At 64.1% G+C, this 14,888-nt stretch carries 17 protein-coding genes; 5 read left to right on the forward strand and 12 right to left on the reverse strand.

Annotated features, from left to right (window positions below):
* Positions 1-565 precede the first annotated feature (565 nt).
* Positions 566-1,318 (reverse strand): DUF5131 family protein, encoded by a 753-nt coding sequence (locus ACYCVF_RS21415; protein WP_459599990.1) that lies wholly within the window; start codon positions 1,316-1,318, stop codon positions 566-568.
* Positions 1,318-2,160, reverse strand: coding sequence for a three-Cys-motif partner protein TcmP (locus tag ACYCVF_RS21420; protein WP_459599992.1), 843 nt, complete (start codon positions 2,158-2,160; stop codon positions 1,318-1,320). The genes ACYCVF_RS21415 and ACYCVF_RS21420 overlap by 1 nt, the downstream gene beginning before the upstream one ends.
* A gap of 160 nt (positions 2,161-2,320) precedes the next feature.
* On the opposite strand from ACYCVF_RS21420, the gene ACYCVF_RS21425 reads away from it, so the two are divergent.
* From ACYCVF_RS21425 to xseA, 3 genes are all read left to right on the forward strand, one after another.
* Positions 2,321-2,857 carry an REP-associated tyrosine transposase gene (locus ACYCVF_RS21425; RefSeq protein WP_459599994.1) on the forward strand — a complete coding sequence of 179 codons (537 nt, stop codon included), beginning with the start codon at positions 2,321-2,323 and terminating at the stop codon, positions 2,855-2,857.
* Positions 2,858-3,310: 453 nt separating this feature from the next.
* A complete protein-coding gene (locus tag ACYCVF_RS21430; RefSeq protein WP_459599996.1) occupies positions 3,311-3,565 on the forward strand; it encodes a hypothetical protein in 255 nt (84 codons plus the stop codon).
* A gap of 259 nt (positions 3,566-3,824) precedes the next feature.
* Complete coding sequence (gene xseA, locus ACYCVF_RS21435) at positions 3,825-5,447, forward strand: exodeoxyribonuclease VII large subunit (RefSeq protein WP_459599998.1); 1,623 nt, start codon at positions 3,825-3,827, stop codon at positions 5,445-5,447.
* 122 nt (positions 5,448-5,569) lie between these two features.
* Here xseA and ACYCVF_RS21440 read toward each other — a convergent pair whose 3' ends face one another.
* Both ACYCVF_RS21440 and ACYCVF_RS21445 read right to left on the reverse strand, forming a co-directional pair.
* Positions 5,570-5,719 (reverse strand): hypothetical protein, encoded by a 150-nt coding sequence (locus ACYCVF_RS21440; RefSeq protein WP_459600000.1) that lies wholly within the window; start codon positions 5,717-5,719, stop codon positions 5,570-5,572.
* A gap of 281 nt (positions 5,720-6,000) precedes the next feature.
* Positions 6,001-6,798 (reverse strand): dienelactone hydrolase family protein, encoded by a 798-nt coding sequence (locus ACYCVF_RS21445; protein WP_459600002.1) that lies wholly within the window; start codon positions 6,796-6,798, stop codon positions 6,001-6,003.
* A gap of 194 nt (positions 6,799-6,992) precedes the next feature.
* Here ACYCVF_RS21445 and ACYCVF_RS21450 point away from each other — a divergent pair, with 194 nt between their 5' ends.
* Positions 6,993-7,220 (forward strand): DUF2093 domain-containing protein, encoded by a 228-nt coding sequence (locus ACYCVF_RS21450; protein WP_014491939.1) that lies wholly within the window; start codon positions 6,993-6,995, stop codon positions 7,218-7,220.
* 16 nt (positions 7,221-7,236) lie between these two features.
* Here the strand turns inward: ACYCVF_RS21450 and ACYCVF_RS21455 are convergent, their stop codons facing one another.
* Complete coding sequence (locus ACYCVF_RS21455) at positions 7,237-7,683, reverse strand: hypothetical protein (protein ID WP_459600004.1); 447 nt, start codon at positions 7,681-7,683, stop codon at positions 7,237-7,239.
* Positions 7,684-8,055: 372 nt separating this feature from the next.
* Between ACYCVF_RS21455 and ACYCVF_RS21460 the strand changes: the two genes are divergently transcribed.
* On the forward strand, positions 8,056-8,253 hold the full coding sequence (locus tag ACYCVF_RS21460) for a hypothetical protein (RefSeq protein ID WP_459600006.1): 198 nt from the start codon (positions 8,056-8,058) through the stop codon (positions 8,251-8,253).
* Positions 8,254-8,508: 255 nt separating this feature from the next.
* Here ACYCVF_RS21460 and ACYCVF_RS21465 read toward each other — a convergent pair whose 3' ends face one another.
* From ACYCVF_RS21465 to ACYCVF_RS21495, 7 genes are all read right to left on the reverse strand, one after another.
* Positions 8,509-8,844, reverse strand: a complete 336-nt coding sequence (locus tag ACYCVF_RS21465; protein ID WP_459600008.1) for a GYD domain-containing protein — start codon at positions 8,842-8,844, stop codon at positions 8,509-8,511.
* A gap of 255 nt (positions 8,845-9,099) precedes the next feature.
* Entirely contained in the window at positions 9,100-10,116 is a 1,017-nt protein-coding gene (gene lpxK, locus ACYCVF_RS21470) for a tetraacyldisaccharide 4'-kinase (protein WP_459600010.1), read from the reverse strand.
* The gene (locus tag ACYCVF_RS21475; RefSeq protein WP_459600012.1) at positions 10,109-11,425 is read right to left on the reverse strand and encodes a 3-deoxy-D-manno-octulosonic acid transferase; all 1,317 of its coding nucleotides are present in this window, start codon (positions 11,423-11,425) and stop codon (positions 10,109-10,111) included. Before ACYCVF_RS21475 ends, lpxK begins: the two co-directional genes overlap by 8 nt.
* On the reverse strand, positions 11,418-12,131 hold the full coding sequence (locus ACYCVF_RS21480; RefSeq protein WP_459600014.1) for a lysophospholipid acyltransferase family protein: 714 nt from the start codon (positions 12,129-12,131) through the stop codon (positions 11,418-11,420). The genes ACYCVF_RS21475 and ACYCVF_RS21480 overlap by 8 nt, the downstream gene beginning before the upstream one ends.
* Positions 12,128-12,370 carry a DUF4170 domain-containing protein gene (locus ACYCVF_RS21485; RefSeq protein WP_459600016.1) on the reverse strand — a complete coding sequence of 81 codons (243 nt, stop codon included), beginning with the start codon at positions 12,368-12,370 and terminating at the stop codon, positions 12,128-12,130. The genes ACYCVF_RS21480 and ACYCVF_RS21485 overlap by 4 nt, the downstream gene beginning before the upstream one ends.
* Positions 12,371-12,430: 60 nt before the next feature.
* Positions 12,431-13,237, reverse strand: coding sequence for a 3'(2'),5'-bisphosphate nucleotidase CysQ (locus tag ACYCVF_RS21490; protein ID WP_459600018.1), 807 nt, complete (start codon positions 13,235-13,237; stop codon positions 12,431-12,433).
* 72 nt (positions 13,238-13,309) lie between these two features.
* A complete protein-coding gene (locus tag ACYCVF_RS21495; protein ID WP_459600020.1) occupies positions 13,310-14,695 on the reverse strand; it encodes a TldD/PmbA family protein in 1,386 nt (461 codons plus the stop codon).
* Positions 14,696-14,888 lie beyond the last annotated feature (193 nt).

A 14,888-nucleotide genomic window follows, 5' to 3' on the forward strand; every position in this document is an offset into this window, starting at 1 on the left:
GCTGGAGCCGGAGGTCGCACATATCGGGGCAGGTGTGAAGGGGGCTGGGCCCACACTCCCCGTCATTCCGCGTCGAGTTGCTGCCGCCCATTCTCCCCTTATGAGAGCAAATTGGCGCAAAGCCCCGGATGAGGGGTTTCATCCACCGCAAAATGGTCACCCAACAGAACGCATACCCGAGTGAATCGTGACGTTTCCTTCAATCGACGCCAGGTTTGCAATGCGAGCATTTCCCCCGGTCGGTGAATCGAGGAAATTGTCTTTCCATGTAAGCTTCAGCTTCGGCAAGGGTCGCTAACGGCGGAGACCAGCCTGTGGCCCCCGAGCCAGTTTTTTCCTGTTTTTCTTGACCTTGCCCCTCACGGCAATGAACGCACGAGCCCTTATGAATGCGAGCGCGCTTATGGGGAGTCATGTGGGACACATAAAATTTCACGATGCAGCCCTCCTGATCCTAATCTGTTACACCCTCCAACTACGGATTCCGCTGACGGTGCATTGATCTCTACAGCGTCAGTGTAAATTTGTTTAGTGTGCTATCCAGCATCGTCACCGCACTTCCGGATCACGACATCACGACGTCGCGCGGCATTTCATCGAACGTGCGTCCGCGATAGTGCCTGCCTGTGCTCTTCTTGCGAACCCCACCCCACTGTTTGAAGAAGAACGCCGTTCTCGCTTTGCGGCATGCGTCCTCAATTTCTGCAACCCACTTCTCAGCCATCGGGCGCGCACGCGGGCCGCTCTCGCCGCCGACGATGGCCCACTGGATGCCTTTCAGATCGGCCAGGGCGACCGACCCGAGCAAAGGCTCGAACGACACGAACCTGACCGCGGCATCGACCTTGCGCAGATCATCGATGCGACCGACGTACTCGGCGTTTTCGACACTTGTCCCGAGCCACACGTTCTGAAGCACCGGCAGCGACGTGGTGATCGCCGCCATCCGATCCGGCCGCTTCGTCAGAATTTGATAGGTGTGCCGCGGCGTCGCCTGCATCGTGTGCCAGACAGCCGCAACGAACTCCGGTGGCACGCCTTCGTGAAACAGGTCCGACATCGAGTTCACAAAAATTCGGCGAGGCTTCTTCCAGCCTGCCGGGATGCCAAGCGCGGCGCGATCAAGCCTGATCTTGCCGGTCCAGACGGCGCGCTTGCCGCTCTTGCGCGTGAGACCCCGATACTTCGGCATGCTCATCGCATCCAGCCGCGCCGCCATGCGCATCGCGTAGCAGTTCGTGCAGCCTGGCGAGAGCACGGTGCAACCAGCGACGGGGTTCCACGTCGCGTCCGTCCACTCGATTGAGGTATCAGCCATCACAATCCCTCTAAAAGCGACCCTTGGCCGCCTAGGTTTTGTACGTCGTTCCAGAGCTTGTGTCCTAACGGATTTGAGCTCAAGAACACGAGCCAGTAGAGGCGCTGGTTCTTTGAGCCGACAATCAATGGTATGCCTGTCGCAGGATTTGTGCCAAGCGAGCGAATGGAGCTGAGCCAGTACTCAACGAGTGCCGCGCGGAGAGCCGCCATTGATTGTCGTGCGTTCACCGCGTTGCGCCAACCGGGAGCGAAGACGTCGAATGTTCCGCCTTCACGTGTATAGTCGTCAAGGTTGCGCTGCAGGTCCTGCAGGCTGACGTGGATGATCATGTCCATCCGCTTCACGCGCAGCATTCGCTCGATGATCGAGAAGGGCAATTGTGCGAGGTTGAAGGGGTCGAGAAAGGCAAGGTGAAGACCATACGGGTTGATCGCCTTCATCACCTGATCGACGACGACACTTGCCTCGCCGACGTAGCTTGTTGCGGATCCACCCAACTGCGTGATGCGTTGGGCCAACGCAGCTGAGTTTTGCGCCTCCAGATCAGACAGGTGCATCTCGGAGAACGGCTGACCGCTCGCGCGCCCGGCGTTGAATGCCACCACGGCGCTGCCCTCGATGATCTGATTTGTGCCACTGATGAGTGAACGCCCAGCGCCCGAATACAGCTCGATGTATGTCGCGCCGCCGTTTCCTTTTGGAGGCAAGAACTTCGCGCGGGCACCGCGCGCGGCTTGAATGTACCTTTTTACGCGGTCGTGCTTTTCGACCGCCCACGGGCCGACCTCGCCGATGATTAGCCCGTCGTCGGGATCGAATTTGACTTCCTTTTTTGCCATGCGGTCAGCTCCCCGCCGGAACCAATAACATACCGCCAAAGGTTGAGGGTTAACGGAACGGCACTTTCTGCAGGTTGCCCGCCGGCTCAGACAAGAAGCCCGTAGGATGGGTTGAGCCCTTGCGAAACCCATCGAACTTATTCTGTGATAAGATCGCGTCATGACCGCGTACCGCCGCAACTTCGTTCCGGGTGGGTGTTTCTTCTTCACCGTCAACCTGGCGGAGCGGAAGCTGGCGTTGCTGACGGATCATGTCGAGGCGTTGCGCACGGCGTTTCGCGAAACGCATCAGCGCCATCCATTCAGGATCGATGCCATCGTGGTGCTGCCTGACCACCTTCACACGGTGTGGACGTTACCGGAAGGTGATGCCGATTTTGCAATGCGCTGGCAGCTGATCAAGTCCGCCTTTTCGCGCGGTCTGGCGCGCAACGAGAGGATATCCCGAAGCCGCGCGGCCAAAGGTGAACGGGGCATCTGGCAGCGTCGATATTGGGAGCACACCATTCGCGACGACGTCGATTTCGCGCGGCATGTCGACTATGTTCACATCAATCCGGTCAAGCACGGGCTTGTCGACAGAGTACGTGACTGGGCGCCCTCCTCGTTTCATCGCCACGTCAAGCTTGGCAATGACCCGGTCGATTGGGCCGGCGATCAGTCGGATGACGGCCGCGATTACGGTGAGCGGGGATAGAGCAGCGATGGGTTTCGCAAGGCTCAACCCATCCTACGAGCTAAACGATCAGGCGCCGTCCGCTTCGTCCTCACTTGCAGTCGGATGACAGCCGCGATGATCGAGAGCCGGAAGAGGAAAGCGATGGGTTTCGCAAGGGCTCAACCCATCCTACGAACTGCTTTTCCTTAATGCGACCGATTTCGTGCGGCAGCTCAATATGTCGCGATGGACATGAAGCCGATGTCCGCGAACCCAAAGTCCATTTGGATGTTTGCCGAGATCGATCGCGTGAAATGCATTCGCATATCGACATGATCTGCGCGCTGGGGATGCGTTCCATACGCGCTGCAGTTTGAGTTGCCGCGAGGCCGGTGTGATCCGGCGCACACTTATCCCGCGCTGATTTCGAACGCCTGCGCTTTGCTTGACCACCAACGGATACCTGAACTCAAACTCTGAAAGGACTAAACCATGATTGCAAAGACGCTGTTCGCCGGGCTTCTTACAGCCGGTTTTCTCTCCGCATCTTTCGCGGTCGATGCACAAGCAGACCCACATCGTTCCCCGCAGGTAAAAAGCGGGGGAACCAGCCAGCTCAGCACGACCCAAGGTGGTGCCCGGGCGGGCTCCGTGGATAGCTGGCCGCAGACGATGGACGAACTGACCAACGCCTATAACTGTGGTCCGTATGCGGACAAGGAGTCGGCCAAGAAGTGCAAGAAGTAAGCGCTTTTTCGACCGCTACAGTGCTGCCGAAGGGGTCAGCTACACGCTGGCCCTTTCTTTTCGGGCAATAACTCGCAATTCCGGGATGGGTGCAGTCCCGCACGTTGCGGGAATCGGAAGGCGATGGGTTTCGCAAGGGCTCAACCCGTCCTGCGAGCTGTGATATACGGCATGTCTCTCTCGGGCCCTTGGGGATTGGCGCCGCGCCGCAAAAATCTCTAACGTCGCCCTCGCCCCGAAACGCCGAATCGTTTGCTAGATGCCGCCTGCGGAACAACTCAACAACGCCTTCGAATTCACCGTCTCCGAGCTCTCCCAGTCGCTGAAGCGGACGGTGGAGGACACCTATGGCCATGTCCGGGTCCGCGGCGAGATCTCCGGGTTTCGCGGCGCCCATTCCTCCGGCCATTGCTATTTCGCGCTCAAGGACGAGAGCGCGAAGATCGAGGCGGTGATCTGGAAGGGCGTGCACGGCCGCATGCGCTTCAAGCCCCAGGAGGGGCTCGAGGTGATCGCCACCGGCAAGCTCACGACCTATCCGGGCTCATCGAAGTACCAGATCGTGATCGAGGCGCTGGAGCCGGCCGGCATCGGCGCGCTGATGGCGCTGATGGAGGAGCGCAAGAAGAAGCTCGCTGCCGAAGGCCTGTTCGACGAGGCGCGCAAGCAGCTGCTGCCCTGGCTGCCGGAGGTGATCGGCGTCGTGACCTCGCCGACCGGCGCCGTGATTCGCGACATCCTGCACCGGCTGGAGGACCGCTTTCCCCGCCGCGTGCTGGTGTGGCCGGTCAAGGTGCAGGGCGAAGGCTCGGCCGAGCAGGTCGCGGCCGCGATCCGCGGATTCAACGCGCTGCCCGAGGGCGGCAGGATTCCGCGCCCCGACGTCCTGATCGTCGCGCGCGGCGGCGGCTCGCTGGAGGACCTCTGGTCGTTCAACGAGGAGATCGTGGTGCGGGCAGCAAGCGAGAGCATGATCCCGCTGATCTCCGCCGTCGGACACGAGACCGACATCACCCTGATCGACTTCGTCGCCGACAAGCGCGCGCCGACCCCGACGGCCGCGGCCGAGATGGCGGTGCCGGTGCGCAGCGAATTGTTCGTCGAGGTCGCCGATCTCGGCCGCCGCACTCGCGCCTATTGGCAACGCAGCCAGGAGAGCCGCCGCAGCGAGCTGCGCGCCGCCGCGCGCGCGCTGCCGGCGGCCGGCGATCTGCTCGCGATCCCGCGGCAGCGGCTGGATTCGGCTGGTGCATCCCTGCCCCGCTGCCTCAAGGCCAACACGCATGCGCATTTCCGCAGGTTCACCGCCGCCAGTTCAAAGCTGACGCTGCGGGTGCTGCACGGCCAGATATCGCAGGCCGATCACCGCCTCACCGTGTGCGGCGAGCGGCTTGGCCTTTCCGCACGCTCACTGCTGCGGCGGCGGCGCGACCGCTTTGCCGGGCTGGAGGTGCGCCTGCGTGCCTCGAAGCTCTCCAACGCGCAGGCGCAGCGCAACGCGATTGCGCGCCAGCGCGAGCGCACGCATCGTCTCGCCGAACGGGCGCAACGCGCGCTCGCAACGCTGCTGCATCGGCTGGATGCCCGCGTCGAGAACAGCGGCAAGCTGCTCTCCGCACTGTCCTATCGCAGCGTGCTTGCCCGCGGCTTCGCTCTGGTTCGGGATGAGGCCGGCCATCCCCTGCATTCGGCAGACGCGATCGGCCCTGGCGCGCGCGTCGAGATCGAGTTTGCAGATGGACGTGTTGGCGCAACCGCGGATGCGGACCGCCCACCCCCCGCGCCAAAGCGCGCGGCAGCGCAAGCCAAGCCGGCCACGCAGGAGACAAAGCCGCCGCCGAAGCGCATGGCCAAGCCGGTGGATCAGGGCAGCTTGTTCTGAGGGGTGAGGGAAGGTGCTTCCACGAATTCGTCATTGCGAGCGTAGCGAAGCAATCCAGAATCTTTCCGCCCAGGGACTCTGGATTGCTTCGCTGCGCTCGCAATGACGGAGTGTGCGGCACCCTATCGGCAGGACAATCCCGCGTCGATCGTGGTCCAGAAGCCGCAATGCTCCGGCGCGCGCATTGGCGCACCGGCGCGGGCTTCATACAGGAAGATCGCGACGGTGAAGACGATCAGGGCGGAGGAGAACAGGACGATGCGGTTGCGCATGTGAGATCCGTTTAACCGCTATCGTGGTCGAATGATGGCACAGTCACAGCTGAAACCGGCGCGGCATGGGTCCGTAGATTCACGGTCGGCCATACTCCGTGCAGGGCGGTGGTCGATGCGGGGCTGCCCGCCCACGTTGTTCCTCGGGCGGCCCCGCTCCCGCTTCGCTTCTACCGAGCTATGGCGGGACAAGTCCGTAGCCGCATGAGCACAGCGATGCGCGGGAGCAGTCTTCCCGGATGTCGCTGCGCTCATCCGGGCTACTGGAGCTCCATCACCGTTCACCGCGCCAGCCATCGCGCGACGTCCTTCTGCGATTCCGCACGCGCCTCGGCGTCCATGCCGAAATGGCCGCGTTCGGGCGCGGCGACGCCGGTGCCGCCCCGGTCGAAATCGTGATCGGCGCCGGGATAGACCACGATGCGCGCGAGCGCGCTGCGGCCGCGCGCGCCGTCCACCATCTGACGGCAGGCCGGCGGCGACGACACGTCGTCATCGGCGCCGATCAGCACGAGCGTCGGCACCCGCGTGCTCCAGCCGAGGCCGGCGGAGATCCTGCAATCCGGATAGAACGCGATCGCGGCGCGGAAATCCGGGCGGAGATCGCGCGCCGCACTCTGCGGGCGCACGGCCCAGAGCAGCGCGCTCGCACCATTCGCCCAGCCGACCAGGCTGACGCGGTCGTGCGCCACCCAGGCCTGCTTCATCAGCCAGGCGCGCGAGGCCGCGATATCGGCGACGCGTTGGCGGCGCGCTTTGACATGCATCTCCCTGACTCGGCATTGCGGCCCGAGCTCGCGCGATCCGTAGCTGTCGGGCAGCAGCACCGCATTGCCAGCCCTGAGCAGGCGCTCGGCCCAATCGCGATAGTGCGGCTGTACGGGTTCGGCATGGCTGCCGAGGCCGCCGCAGCCATGCAGCGCGATCACGGTCGCAAACGGACCTGCGCCGTCCGGCTTGTAGAGCTGCGCATGGAGGACACCGGACGCGAGCGGGATGTCGACCGGCTGCGGGACCGGCGCGGCTCGCGCCGCCGACAGCAGCAGGATCAGGAAAAGGACGGTCAGCCGAAGACGCATCGGACTCTGCCGGAGAAGATGCCGGAACCGGCGATCCTTCGCTCGAAGCCTTATCACGCGGAAACGGCGGTAAAACATCACAAACCGGTGGGTTTGACGGGCGGACAAGCCACCCCATCTATGCTACATCCCGTCCAACACATCGTGCCCTCCAGGCTCTTTCCCGGGAGGGCCTTCCGCGGAGACTTTCGACCGTGCTGAACAAGTTCGGCCCCTCGGGCCATGGCGAAGCGCAGGTGCAGTATCTCGACGGCGATTTCCGCGTGATCTCGCCGGGGACCTTCGTGCGCTGCGCGATCACCGACACGCGAATCCCGCTCGACGAGCTGAAGTACTGGAGCGTGGACCTGCAGGAGGCCTACGCCACGCCCGCCGCCGTGCTGCAGCGGCATTTCCCCGGCGCGCTCAAGCCGCAGCCGTGAGGCCCATGGCGCGCGGCTATCGCTGCTGCGTGCCATCTGATGAGCCTGCGCAAGTCTTGATGAAGTCCTTCCGGGTCTTCCCAACGATCTTCTGATCGATCGCCTGCTTCAGACAATCCAGGCGCGCCTGCGCCATGCAGAGCTGCATCTGGTCGCGCTTGTCCTGTCCCTGCAGAGCTTGGGTCGTGGCCAGGCACGCGACCCGCTTGGTCGCGGGAACGGGCACTGTGCCGGCCGGATTTTCCGGAGCAGTCGGCGGACTCGCTTGTGCAAGCACCGGCGCAATACTCAGACACACAAGGCTCGCGGCGACAGCGGCAGACGGCAGCTTCATCGAACTCTCCTGATGGTCTGGAGCCGATAGACCTTTTGCGATGAATGTCGCCTGAATGATGGGATGCTGCAGCTCCGGCGAAGCGCACTCTCCGGCCGGCCAGAGCACGCGGTGCAGTTTCTCCAGCATCGTGGAGATGCGGACATTGCTCGCGCGCATCTGAGATGCGCGGCTACAACCGAAATGGTCTCCGTCGTATCGGCCTGCGTTGCATCGAAGAGCGCATGCACTCCGTGGTTAGTCATTTCGCGCTGTAGTTGGATTTTCGCCGCGCCTTGGCGCCCTTAAGTTGTTCGACGAAGTCTCGGTGAAACACAGCACTGCTATATTGCAAGTCAGGTCGTTGGCCCTGATCCTCCGACGCGCAGGCAATCGAGCGACCAGACGGCCATCGAGCTTTGGATTTGCCGCCGTCTGTGAACGGGCTCATACCGAAGAGCCAACTGGCGGACTACGATCGCCTCGGAAATTCGCGGTGGAATATGTAAATCGAAGGCAACGATGGGGGTGATCATGCCCACCATATTAGACTTGCTCTATCGTGAATATTGCCGCGCCCGTCTCGCTGAAATGCGCAAACAGCTTCTGATCGCAGCTAAACGCTCTGAAGCGTTCGAAGCGGATCATCGTCCTGCGGAGCAGAGTGACGATGAGAGAACCGCGGCACTCGGCAAGACCGGTCGCGTCCTGCCGAATTGAAGCGATCCAACACGGCGATCTCTCCCGCGTAGCAGTGACCAAGCAACTGACAGCAGTTTGGGAGGCAGCAATGAATACACCCGAGTGCTATACTGTCATCGTGACCTGCATCTCGTGCCTGACCATCGTCGGATTGATGGCCGTCGGAGCGTGGTGAGCAGGACACAGCGCTTCTTTGCAGACATGGCTCCGACTCCGACATGAGCACAGCCGCCGCGTCGTTCGACTGCGGCGGCTGTGCTTTAGATCCGGATGTCAGCTTCCAGGCGGGGTGTACGAAGAACGCAGCTTCGCCGCGTTCTGGCGGACCTGCTTGATCTCGTCCTGCGTGAACAGCCGAGTCAGCTTCACGTTCTGCAGCGTGCCCGCCGTGACGGTCAGGCCGGAAATGGCTGGAGCCGCACTGGGATCAGGCACATCGAAGATCACCAGAACGCCTGGACCGTCGGCAGCAACGCTGTACATCGAAATCAGCTTTCCGCCGGCCGCTTCAACGAGCTTCCTGGCTGCCTCCTGGCGATTCGTTCCCGGGTTTTCCAAGATGGCGTTGAGAGCGCGTGGTGTGTATTGGCCGGTGAGGCAAAAATGCATGGCATGTTCTCCTCTGCTTTTGGCAATGACTCTCCCGCCGCTCCGAACTGGTCGTTGCGGCCGTCGCATCTGAAAGAATGAAGATCGCGCCCGCCGTGGGCATAAACGCCGTCTATGATTGCCGGGAGTTCGGCACGTCCTGGTGACGGCTCTCATGAAAGGCTACATCAACTGCCAAGAGTGCGGAAGAGAATTCGTCAGCCGCGGCACTTCGCTTGATGAGCTACGGCAGAGACGCTTGCCTAATACACGAGATCAACGCGCGCTGAACCGCCGCTCGCGCGCCCTGTACAGATGATCGCCGATCAACTGCCGCAGCTTTGCCGGATCGTCGAACTCGAGTTGCACTGCGAACGGCACGATGCCGTCGGGCACGCCTTCACGGCCGCGCAGACGCGCGAGATCCTTTTCCGTGGTCACCAGCGTGAGCTGCTCGCGCTGGGCCTCAACGGCGAGGGCGGCGAGCTCCTCATCCGAAAACATGTGATGGTCGGCGAAGGCACGCGTGCGCGCGACATCGACACCGCTCGCACGCAGAGTCCGGAAGAAGCGGTCGGGATCGCCGATGCCGGCGAACGCGAAGACCCGCTTGCCTGAGAGCTGCGCGAGCGATGCAGCAACGGGCTTGAGGCGTGCGCGCAGCTCCGGCTTGTCGCGCTTGGCAAGCTCGGCAGCGACGTCGTTGGCGGCACGACCATCACCGATCAATACCAGCGCGTCGGTGCGCGCGAGCTGCGCCGCCAGCGGCGCGCGCAGAGGGCCGGCGGGAAACACATTGCCGTTGCCGAGACCGCGTTCGCTGTCGATGACGATCAGCGATGCGTCTTTCAGAAGGCGCGGATTCTGAAAACCGTCGTCCATCAGGATCACGGTGGCGCCCTGCGATTTCGAGAGCGCGACGCCGTCGAGGCGGTCGCGCGCGACTGCGACCGGGACGTCGCTCGCCATCATCAGGGGCTCGTCGCCGACGTCAGCAGCGGTGTGACGCGCGCGATCCACCATCACCGGGCCCTTCAGGCGTCCGCCATAACCACGGCTGAGCACCACCGGGGTCTCGCCGAGCCCGCGAAGCAGCTTCGTCAGCGCCAGCACGGTCGGCGTCTTGCCGGCGCCGCCGACATGGTAGTTGCCGACGCAGATCACGGGAATGCCGGCGTCCACGCCGTTGCGCAGCATGCGCCATGCGGTGACGGCGCCGTAGAGCGCACCGAGGGGACGGAGGACATGCGATAGCGGGGAACGTGGCCGGTACCAGAAGGCCGGCTCACGCATTGGCGGCCCCCATCTCGATTCGCAACTGCAACAGATACGGCTCGAGCGCGGTGATGGTGCGATCGAGCGCGCCGCCGAGCTGCTCGACCACGCCGATGCCCGCACGTTGCATCTTGTCGCGCACCGTCGGCTCGGCGAGGAGCAAGCCGAGCTGCTTGACCAGCGCCTCCTGCGTATCGGCCTGCCGCGCCCCGCCGCTCCCGTCGAGCGCCTCATAGACGTCGGCGAAGTTGAAGACGTGCGGACCATGGACGATCGCGGCGCCCAGCTTGATCGCCTCGATCGGATTCTGGCCGCCATGCTGGATCATCGATCCGCCCATGAACACGATCGGCGAGAGGCGATAGAACAGGCCGAGCTCGCCCATGGTGTCGGCAACATAGACGTCGGTCGTCGCCGTCGGCAGCTCCTCGCGCGAGCGCAGCGCCGGCTTCAGGCCGGAGGCCGTGACCAGGCCTGCGATCGCGGAGCCGCGATCCGGATGCCGCGGCACGATCACGGTGAGGAGCTGCGGGAAGAAGCCGCAGAGACTGCGATGCGCCGCGATCAGCATCTCGTCCTCGCCCGGATGGGTCGAAGCCGCGACGATGATCGGACGGCCGCGCGTCATCGCCATGAGCCGCTCGAGCTTTGCGGGATCGGCCGGCGGCGCCGGCACGTCCAGCTTCAGATTGCCCGTGGTGACGACGTCGCGGCCGCCGAGCGCGGAGAAACGCTCCGCGTCGGTCTTCGATTGCGCGAGACAAATGTCGAACCGCGACAGCAGCGCCGAGATGGTACCGTGCATGCGTCGCCAGCGCGGGAAGGAGCGCGGAGACATCCGCCCGTTGATCAGCACCATCGGCACCCGGCGCGCCGCGCCGGCGAGAATCAGGTTCGGCCACAGGTCGGACTCGATGAACAGCGCCAGCGACGGCTTCCAGTGATCGAGGAAGCGCGCGACATAGCGCGGAGAATCGTACGGCACGTATTGATGGATCACGTCGGGCGGAAAGCGCTTCGCCACCACGGCCGCCGAGGTGACGGTGCCCGAGGTGAGCAGGATGCGCAGATTGAGATCGCGCAGGCGCTCGATCAGCGCCGCCGCGGCCAGCACCTCGCCGACGCTGGCGCCGTGGATCCAGACGAGGGGGCCATGCGGCCGCACGTCCCGGGATAGCCCTCGCCGCTCGCCGACGCGCGCGGGATCCTCCTTGCCCTGCTTCAGCCGCCGCTTGATCAGCGCAGGCGCGAGCGGCACCAGGCCGGAGGCCAGGCGCCGATACATCCGTAGCGTGATCGGCAGCGCAATGGGCAGGGATTTAGGCATCTTCCGGTCCCGGACGGCCGAGTTGCGCGTAGGCGCGGCGGGTCGCTTCGTTCAACGTGTCTTCCAGCTCCTGCCGCAACGCTTCCATCGTGGCGGCGTCGGCATCCGGAGGAACGTGGATCTCCTTGATGCCGACCAGCGCGCCCCGCCCGAACGGCAAATTGATGGTGGTGCGATCCCAGTTCTTGAGCCGGACGAAGCGGCTGGTCGCCATCGCGAAAGGCATGATCGGCCGCCCCGATTCGCGTGCCAGCATGATAATGCCGAGTCCCGCCACGCGCGAGCGCTTGGGGACGTCGGCGGTCAGCGCGACATTACAACCGGCTTCCAGCGTCCGCACCATTTCCTTGAAGGCGCCGACGCCACCTTTGCGGTGAAACGCGCCGCCATGGTCGCCGGAACCTCGGATGGTGCCGATGCCGAGCCGTTCGGCGGCGATGGCATTGAACTCGCCGTCGCGATGCCGGGAGATCAGCACCCTGGCCTTGTACCAGTCCTTGTTCTTGATGAAGGGCGTGAGGAAATGCTGACCGTGCCAGAAGGCGAAGATGGCGGGGATCTGGGGCTCGACGCGTTCATAGACGTCCGGCGGATCGAACGTGAATTTGTTGGTCCGCCAGACCAGACGCAGATATTCGGCCGCCAGGACCCCGACGGCACGCTGAACGAAGCTGCTTCGCAGCGTATTGCGAAGCAGCTTTTTCAACGCGCCGAATCTTGATTCGGGTCGAGCAGCCGATGCAAATGGACGATGAAGTAGCGCATCTGCGCGTTGTCGACCGTGCTCTGCGCCTTGGCCCGCCAGGCGGCGTGGGCGGCCGCATAGTTCGGATAGAGCCCGACGATCTCGACGTCGTCGAGATTCTTGAAGGTGTTGCGCTCGAGATCGACGAGCTCGCCGCCGATGACGAGGTGAAGCAGTTGTTGCGGGGCGCTATCTGGCATGGGTCCTGTTCCTAAGGGGCTGCCCGGCAAAGCAGTGTCCGACAAGCACGACGAAGCGCTTCACGGCAAGGGACGATTGCGAAAATGCGCGACAATGCCCGCATGACGATCGCGTCCCGCTGCCACCAGCACCCCGTGCGCCACTTCCCGGCGGTTGTAGAGGATGGGTTCTCCGGAGAGGTCGCTCATCCTACCATCCGCTTCCTGCACGATCAAATCGGCCGCCGCAAGGTCCCAATCATGGCTGTTGCCGCCCGCAAAAGCCGCATCCAGCGCGCCATGGGCGACCCGGCACAGACGCAGCGCGAGCGAACCGATTCGCCGATGCAGCGTGATCTCGCCGAGTGAGGGCTTCAGCCGCTCGACCAGCGGCTTCGGGCCGGCGACGCGGGCGAAGTCGAGCGCGGATCCGGACGTCGCCCGCACCGGCTTGTCGTTCAGCGTCGTACCCTGCCCGCGCACCGCGAAGAAGAACTCGTCGCTGCTCGGCGCGAACACCGCGGCAAGCACCGGCGAGGCGTCCTCGACCAGCGCAACGCTGACGCACCACTCGTCATGCCCGCCCAGATAATTGCGCGTGCCGTCGATGGGATCGACGATCCAGGTCAGCCGTCGCGACAGCCGCGCCGCATCGTCGGCGCTTTCCTCGGACAGCCAGCCATAGTCGGGAGTCGCAGCACGCAGGCGCGCCTCGAGCAGATCGTTGACTGCGATATCGGCTTCCGACACCGGCGAGGAGGCACCCTTGGTCCACTTCCTCAGCTCGGTGCGGAACATCGACTGCGCGAGCGCGCCCGCCTCCCGCACCGTGTCCTTGAGCAGCGCCGCGTCGCGGGTCAGGATGGTTTCATCGAGAACAGGCGTCATCGGCGCAACCGAGCCACACGCGAGGACCACCTCTCCCCATCGGGAGAGGCAAGCCAAACAGCATCTGCTCGATCAGCGTCCGCCAAGCGTCAAGCCCTCGATGCGCACAGTCGGCGCGTTGATGCCGTAGCGGAACTCGAGATTGTTCGCGGGCTGCATCGACTTGAAGATCTCGAACAGATGCCCAGCGATCGTCACTTCGCTGACGGGATAGGTGATCTCGCCATTCTCGATCCAGAAGCCGGAGGCGCCGCGGCTGTAGTCGCCGGTGACGCCGTTGACTCCGGAGCCGATCAAATCGGTGATATAGAATCCTTGCTTGATGTCGGAGATCAGCTCGGCGGGCGTCGGCGTGCCGGGTTCGAGATGCAGATTGTACGGTCCGGGCGACGGCGAAGACGAGACGCCGCGATGGGCGTGGCCGGTGGTGGTGAGGCCGAGCTCGCGCGCGGTCGCGCAATCGAGCAGCCAGGTCGTCAGCACGCCCTCGTCGACCAGCGCGATCTTCTTCACCGCGACGCCTTCGGCGTCGAAGGTCTGTGAGCGCAGGCCGCGCCTGCGCAGCGGATCGTCGACGATGCGGATGTTATTCGCGAACAGCTGCTGGCCGAGCTTGTCCTTCAAGAAGCTGGTCTTGCGCGCGATCGAGGCGCCGTTGATGGCGCCGACGAGATGGCCGACCAGCGAGCCGGCAACGCGCGGATCGAACACGACCGGCACCTTGCAGGTCTCGACCTTGCGCGGATTGTAGCGCGCCACGGTGCGCTCGCCGGCGGAACGGCCGACCGTCTCCGGCGACAAGAGATCGGCGCCGTGAGGCGCAGAGGTGAAGTCGTAGTCGCGCTCCATGCTGGTGCCTTCGCCCGATATGGCGGTCGCGGAAATGCCCTGGCTGGAGCGCAGATAAGAGCCGTGGAAGCCGGTCGAGGTGACGAGCACCATGCCCCCGATGCCGGCGGAAGCCGAGGCGCCGCCGGACTTGGTCACGCCCCTCACGCCGAGCGCCGCAGCTTCGGCTGCAAGCGCGCGGCGCTCCAGTTCGGCGGTCGCGGGCACGTCGGGATCGAGCAGGTCGAGATCGGGGAAGTTGCGCGCGAGCAGCGCGGGATCGGCGAGACCGACATATTTGTCGTCGGGCGCAACACGCGCCATCGCGACCGCGCGCTCGGCGAGCTTGGTGACTGCATCGCCGCTGACGTCGTTGGTCGAGACCACCGCCTGGCGCTGGCCGACCAGCACGCGCAGGCCGACATCGTCGCCCTCGGACCGCTCGGATTCCTCGACACGGCCGTCGCGTACCTCGACGCCTTGCGAGACGCCGCGCACGGCGACCGCATCGGCCGCATCCGCGCCGGCGCGCCTGGCCGCCTCGACCAGCCGCTGCGCGAGATCGGAGAGCGCGGACTGGTCGAACAGGTCGCGATTGGCCGTGGTCGTCGAGCTTTGTGAAGAGTTCACGAACGAAATCCTGTTGGGGCGGGGTTCGGGACCGGAACCCACACATGTGCCCTGATAGCGGGGACTTCAAGCATTTTCAGCTCGCCAAAGTTCAGATTCGCGGCTTCGGGGCAACGTCTCGTCAATCATGCGCGCCAAGGTCTTGTCAATCATGAGCTGCAGTGACGGTGGGTTAACCAGCCTTTTTAAGCGG

It is taken from the genome of Bradyrhizobium cedriense (assembly GCF_054602315.1).

Excerpts from the sequence above, each read along its gene's own strand:
- ACYCVF_RS21460 (WP_459600006.1), top strand. The coding sequence starts at position 8,056 with ATGGGGGTGATCATGCCCACCATATTAGACTTGCTCTATCGTGAATAT.
- ACYCVF_RS21485 (WP_459600016.1), bottom strand. The coding sequence starts at position 12,370 with ATGCCAGATAGCGCCCCGCAACAACTGCTTCACCTCGTCATCGGCGGC.
- ACYCVF_RS21420 (WP_459599992.1), bottom strand. The coding sequence starts at position 2,160 with ATGGCAAAAAAGGAAGTCAAATTCGATCCCGACGACGGGCTAATCATC.
- ACYCVF_RS21465 (WP_459600008.1), bottom strand. The coding sequence starts at position 8,844 with ATGCATTTTTGCCTCACCGGCCAATACACACCACGCGCTCTCAACGCC.
- ACYCVF_RS21475 (WP_459600012.1), bottom strand. The coding sequence starts at position 11,425 with ATGCCTAAATCCCTGCCCATTGCGCTGCCGATCACGCTACGGATGTAT.
- ACYCVF_RS21425 (WP_459599994.1), top strand. The coding sequence starts at position 2,321 with ATGACCGCGTACCGCCGCAACTTCGTTCCGGGTGGGTGTTTCTTCTTC.
- ACYCVF_RS21455 (WP_459600004.1), bottom strand. The coding sequence starts at position 7,683 with ATGCTGGAGAAACTGCACCGCGTGCTCTGGCCGGCCGGAGAGTGCGCT.
- ACYCVF_RS21445 (WP_459600002.1), bottom strand. The coding sequence starts at position 6,798 with ATGCGTCTTCGGCTGACCGTCCTTTTCCTGATCCTGCTGCTGTCGGCG.
- ACYCVF_RS21490 (WP_459600018.1), bottom strand. The coding sequence starts at position 13,237 with ATGACGCCTGTTCTCGATGAAACCATCCTGACCCGCGACGCGGCGCTG.
- ACYCVF_RS21430 (WP_459599996.1), top strand. The coding sequence starts at position 3,311 with ATGATTGCAAAGACGCTGTTCGCCGGGCTTCTTACAGCCGGTTTTCTC.
- ACYCVF_RS21440 (WP_459600000.1), bottom strand. The coding sequence starts at position 5,719 with ATGCGCAACCGCATCGTCCTGTTCTCCTCCGCCCTGATCGTCTTCACC.
- xseA (WP_459599998.1), top strand. The coding sequence starts at position 3,825 with ATGCCGCCTGCGGAACAACTCAACAACGCCTTCGAATTCACCGTCTCC.
- lpxK (WP_459600010.1), bottom strand. The coding sequence starts at position 10,116 with ATGCGTGAGCCGGCCTTCTGGTACCGGCCACGTTCCCCGCTATCGCAT.
- ACYCVF_RS21415 (WP_459599990.1), bottom strand. The coding sequence starts at position 1,318 with ATGGCTGATACCTCAATCGAGTGGACGGACGCGACGTGGAACCCCGTC.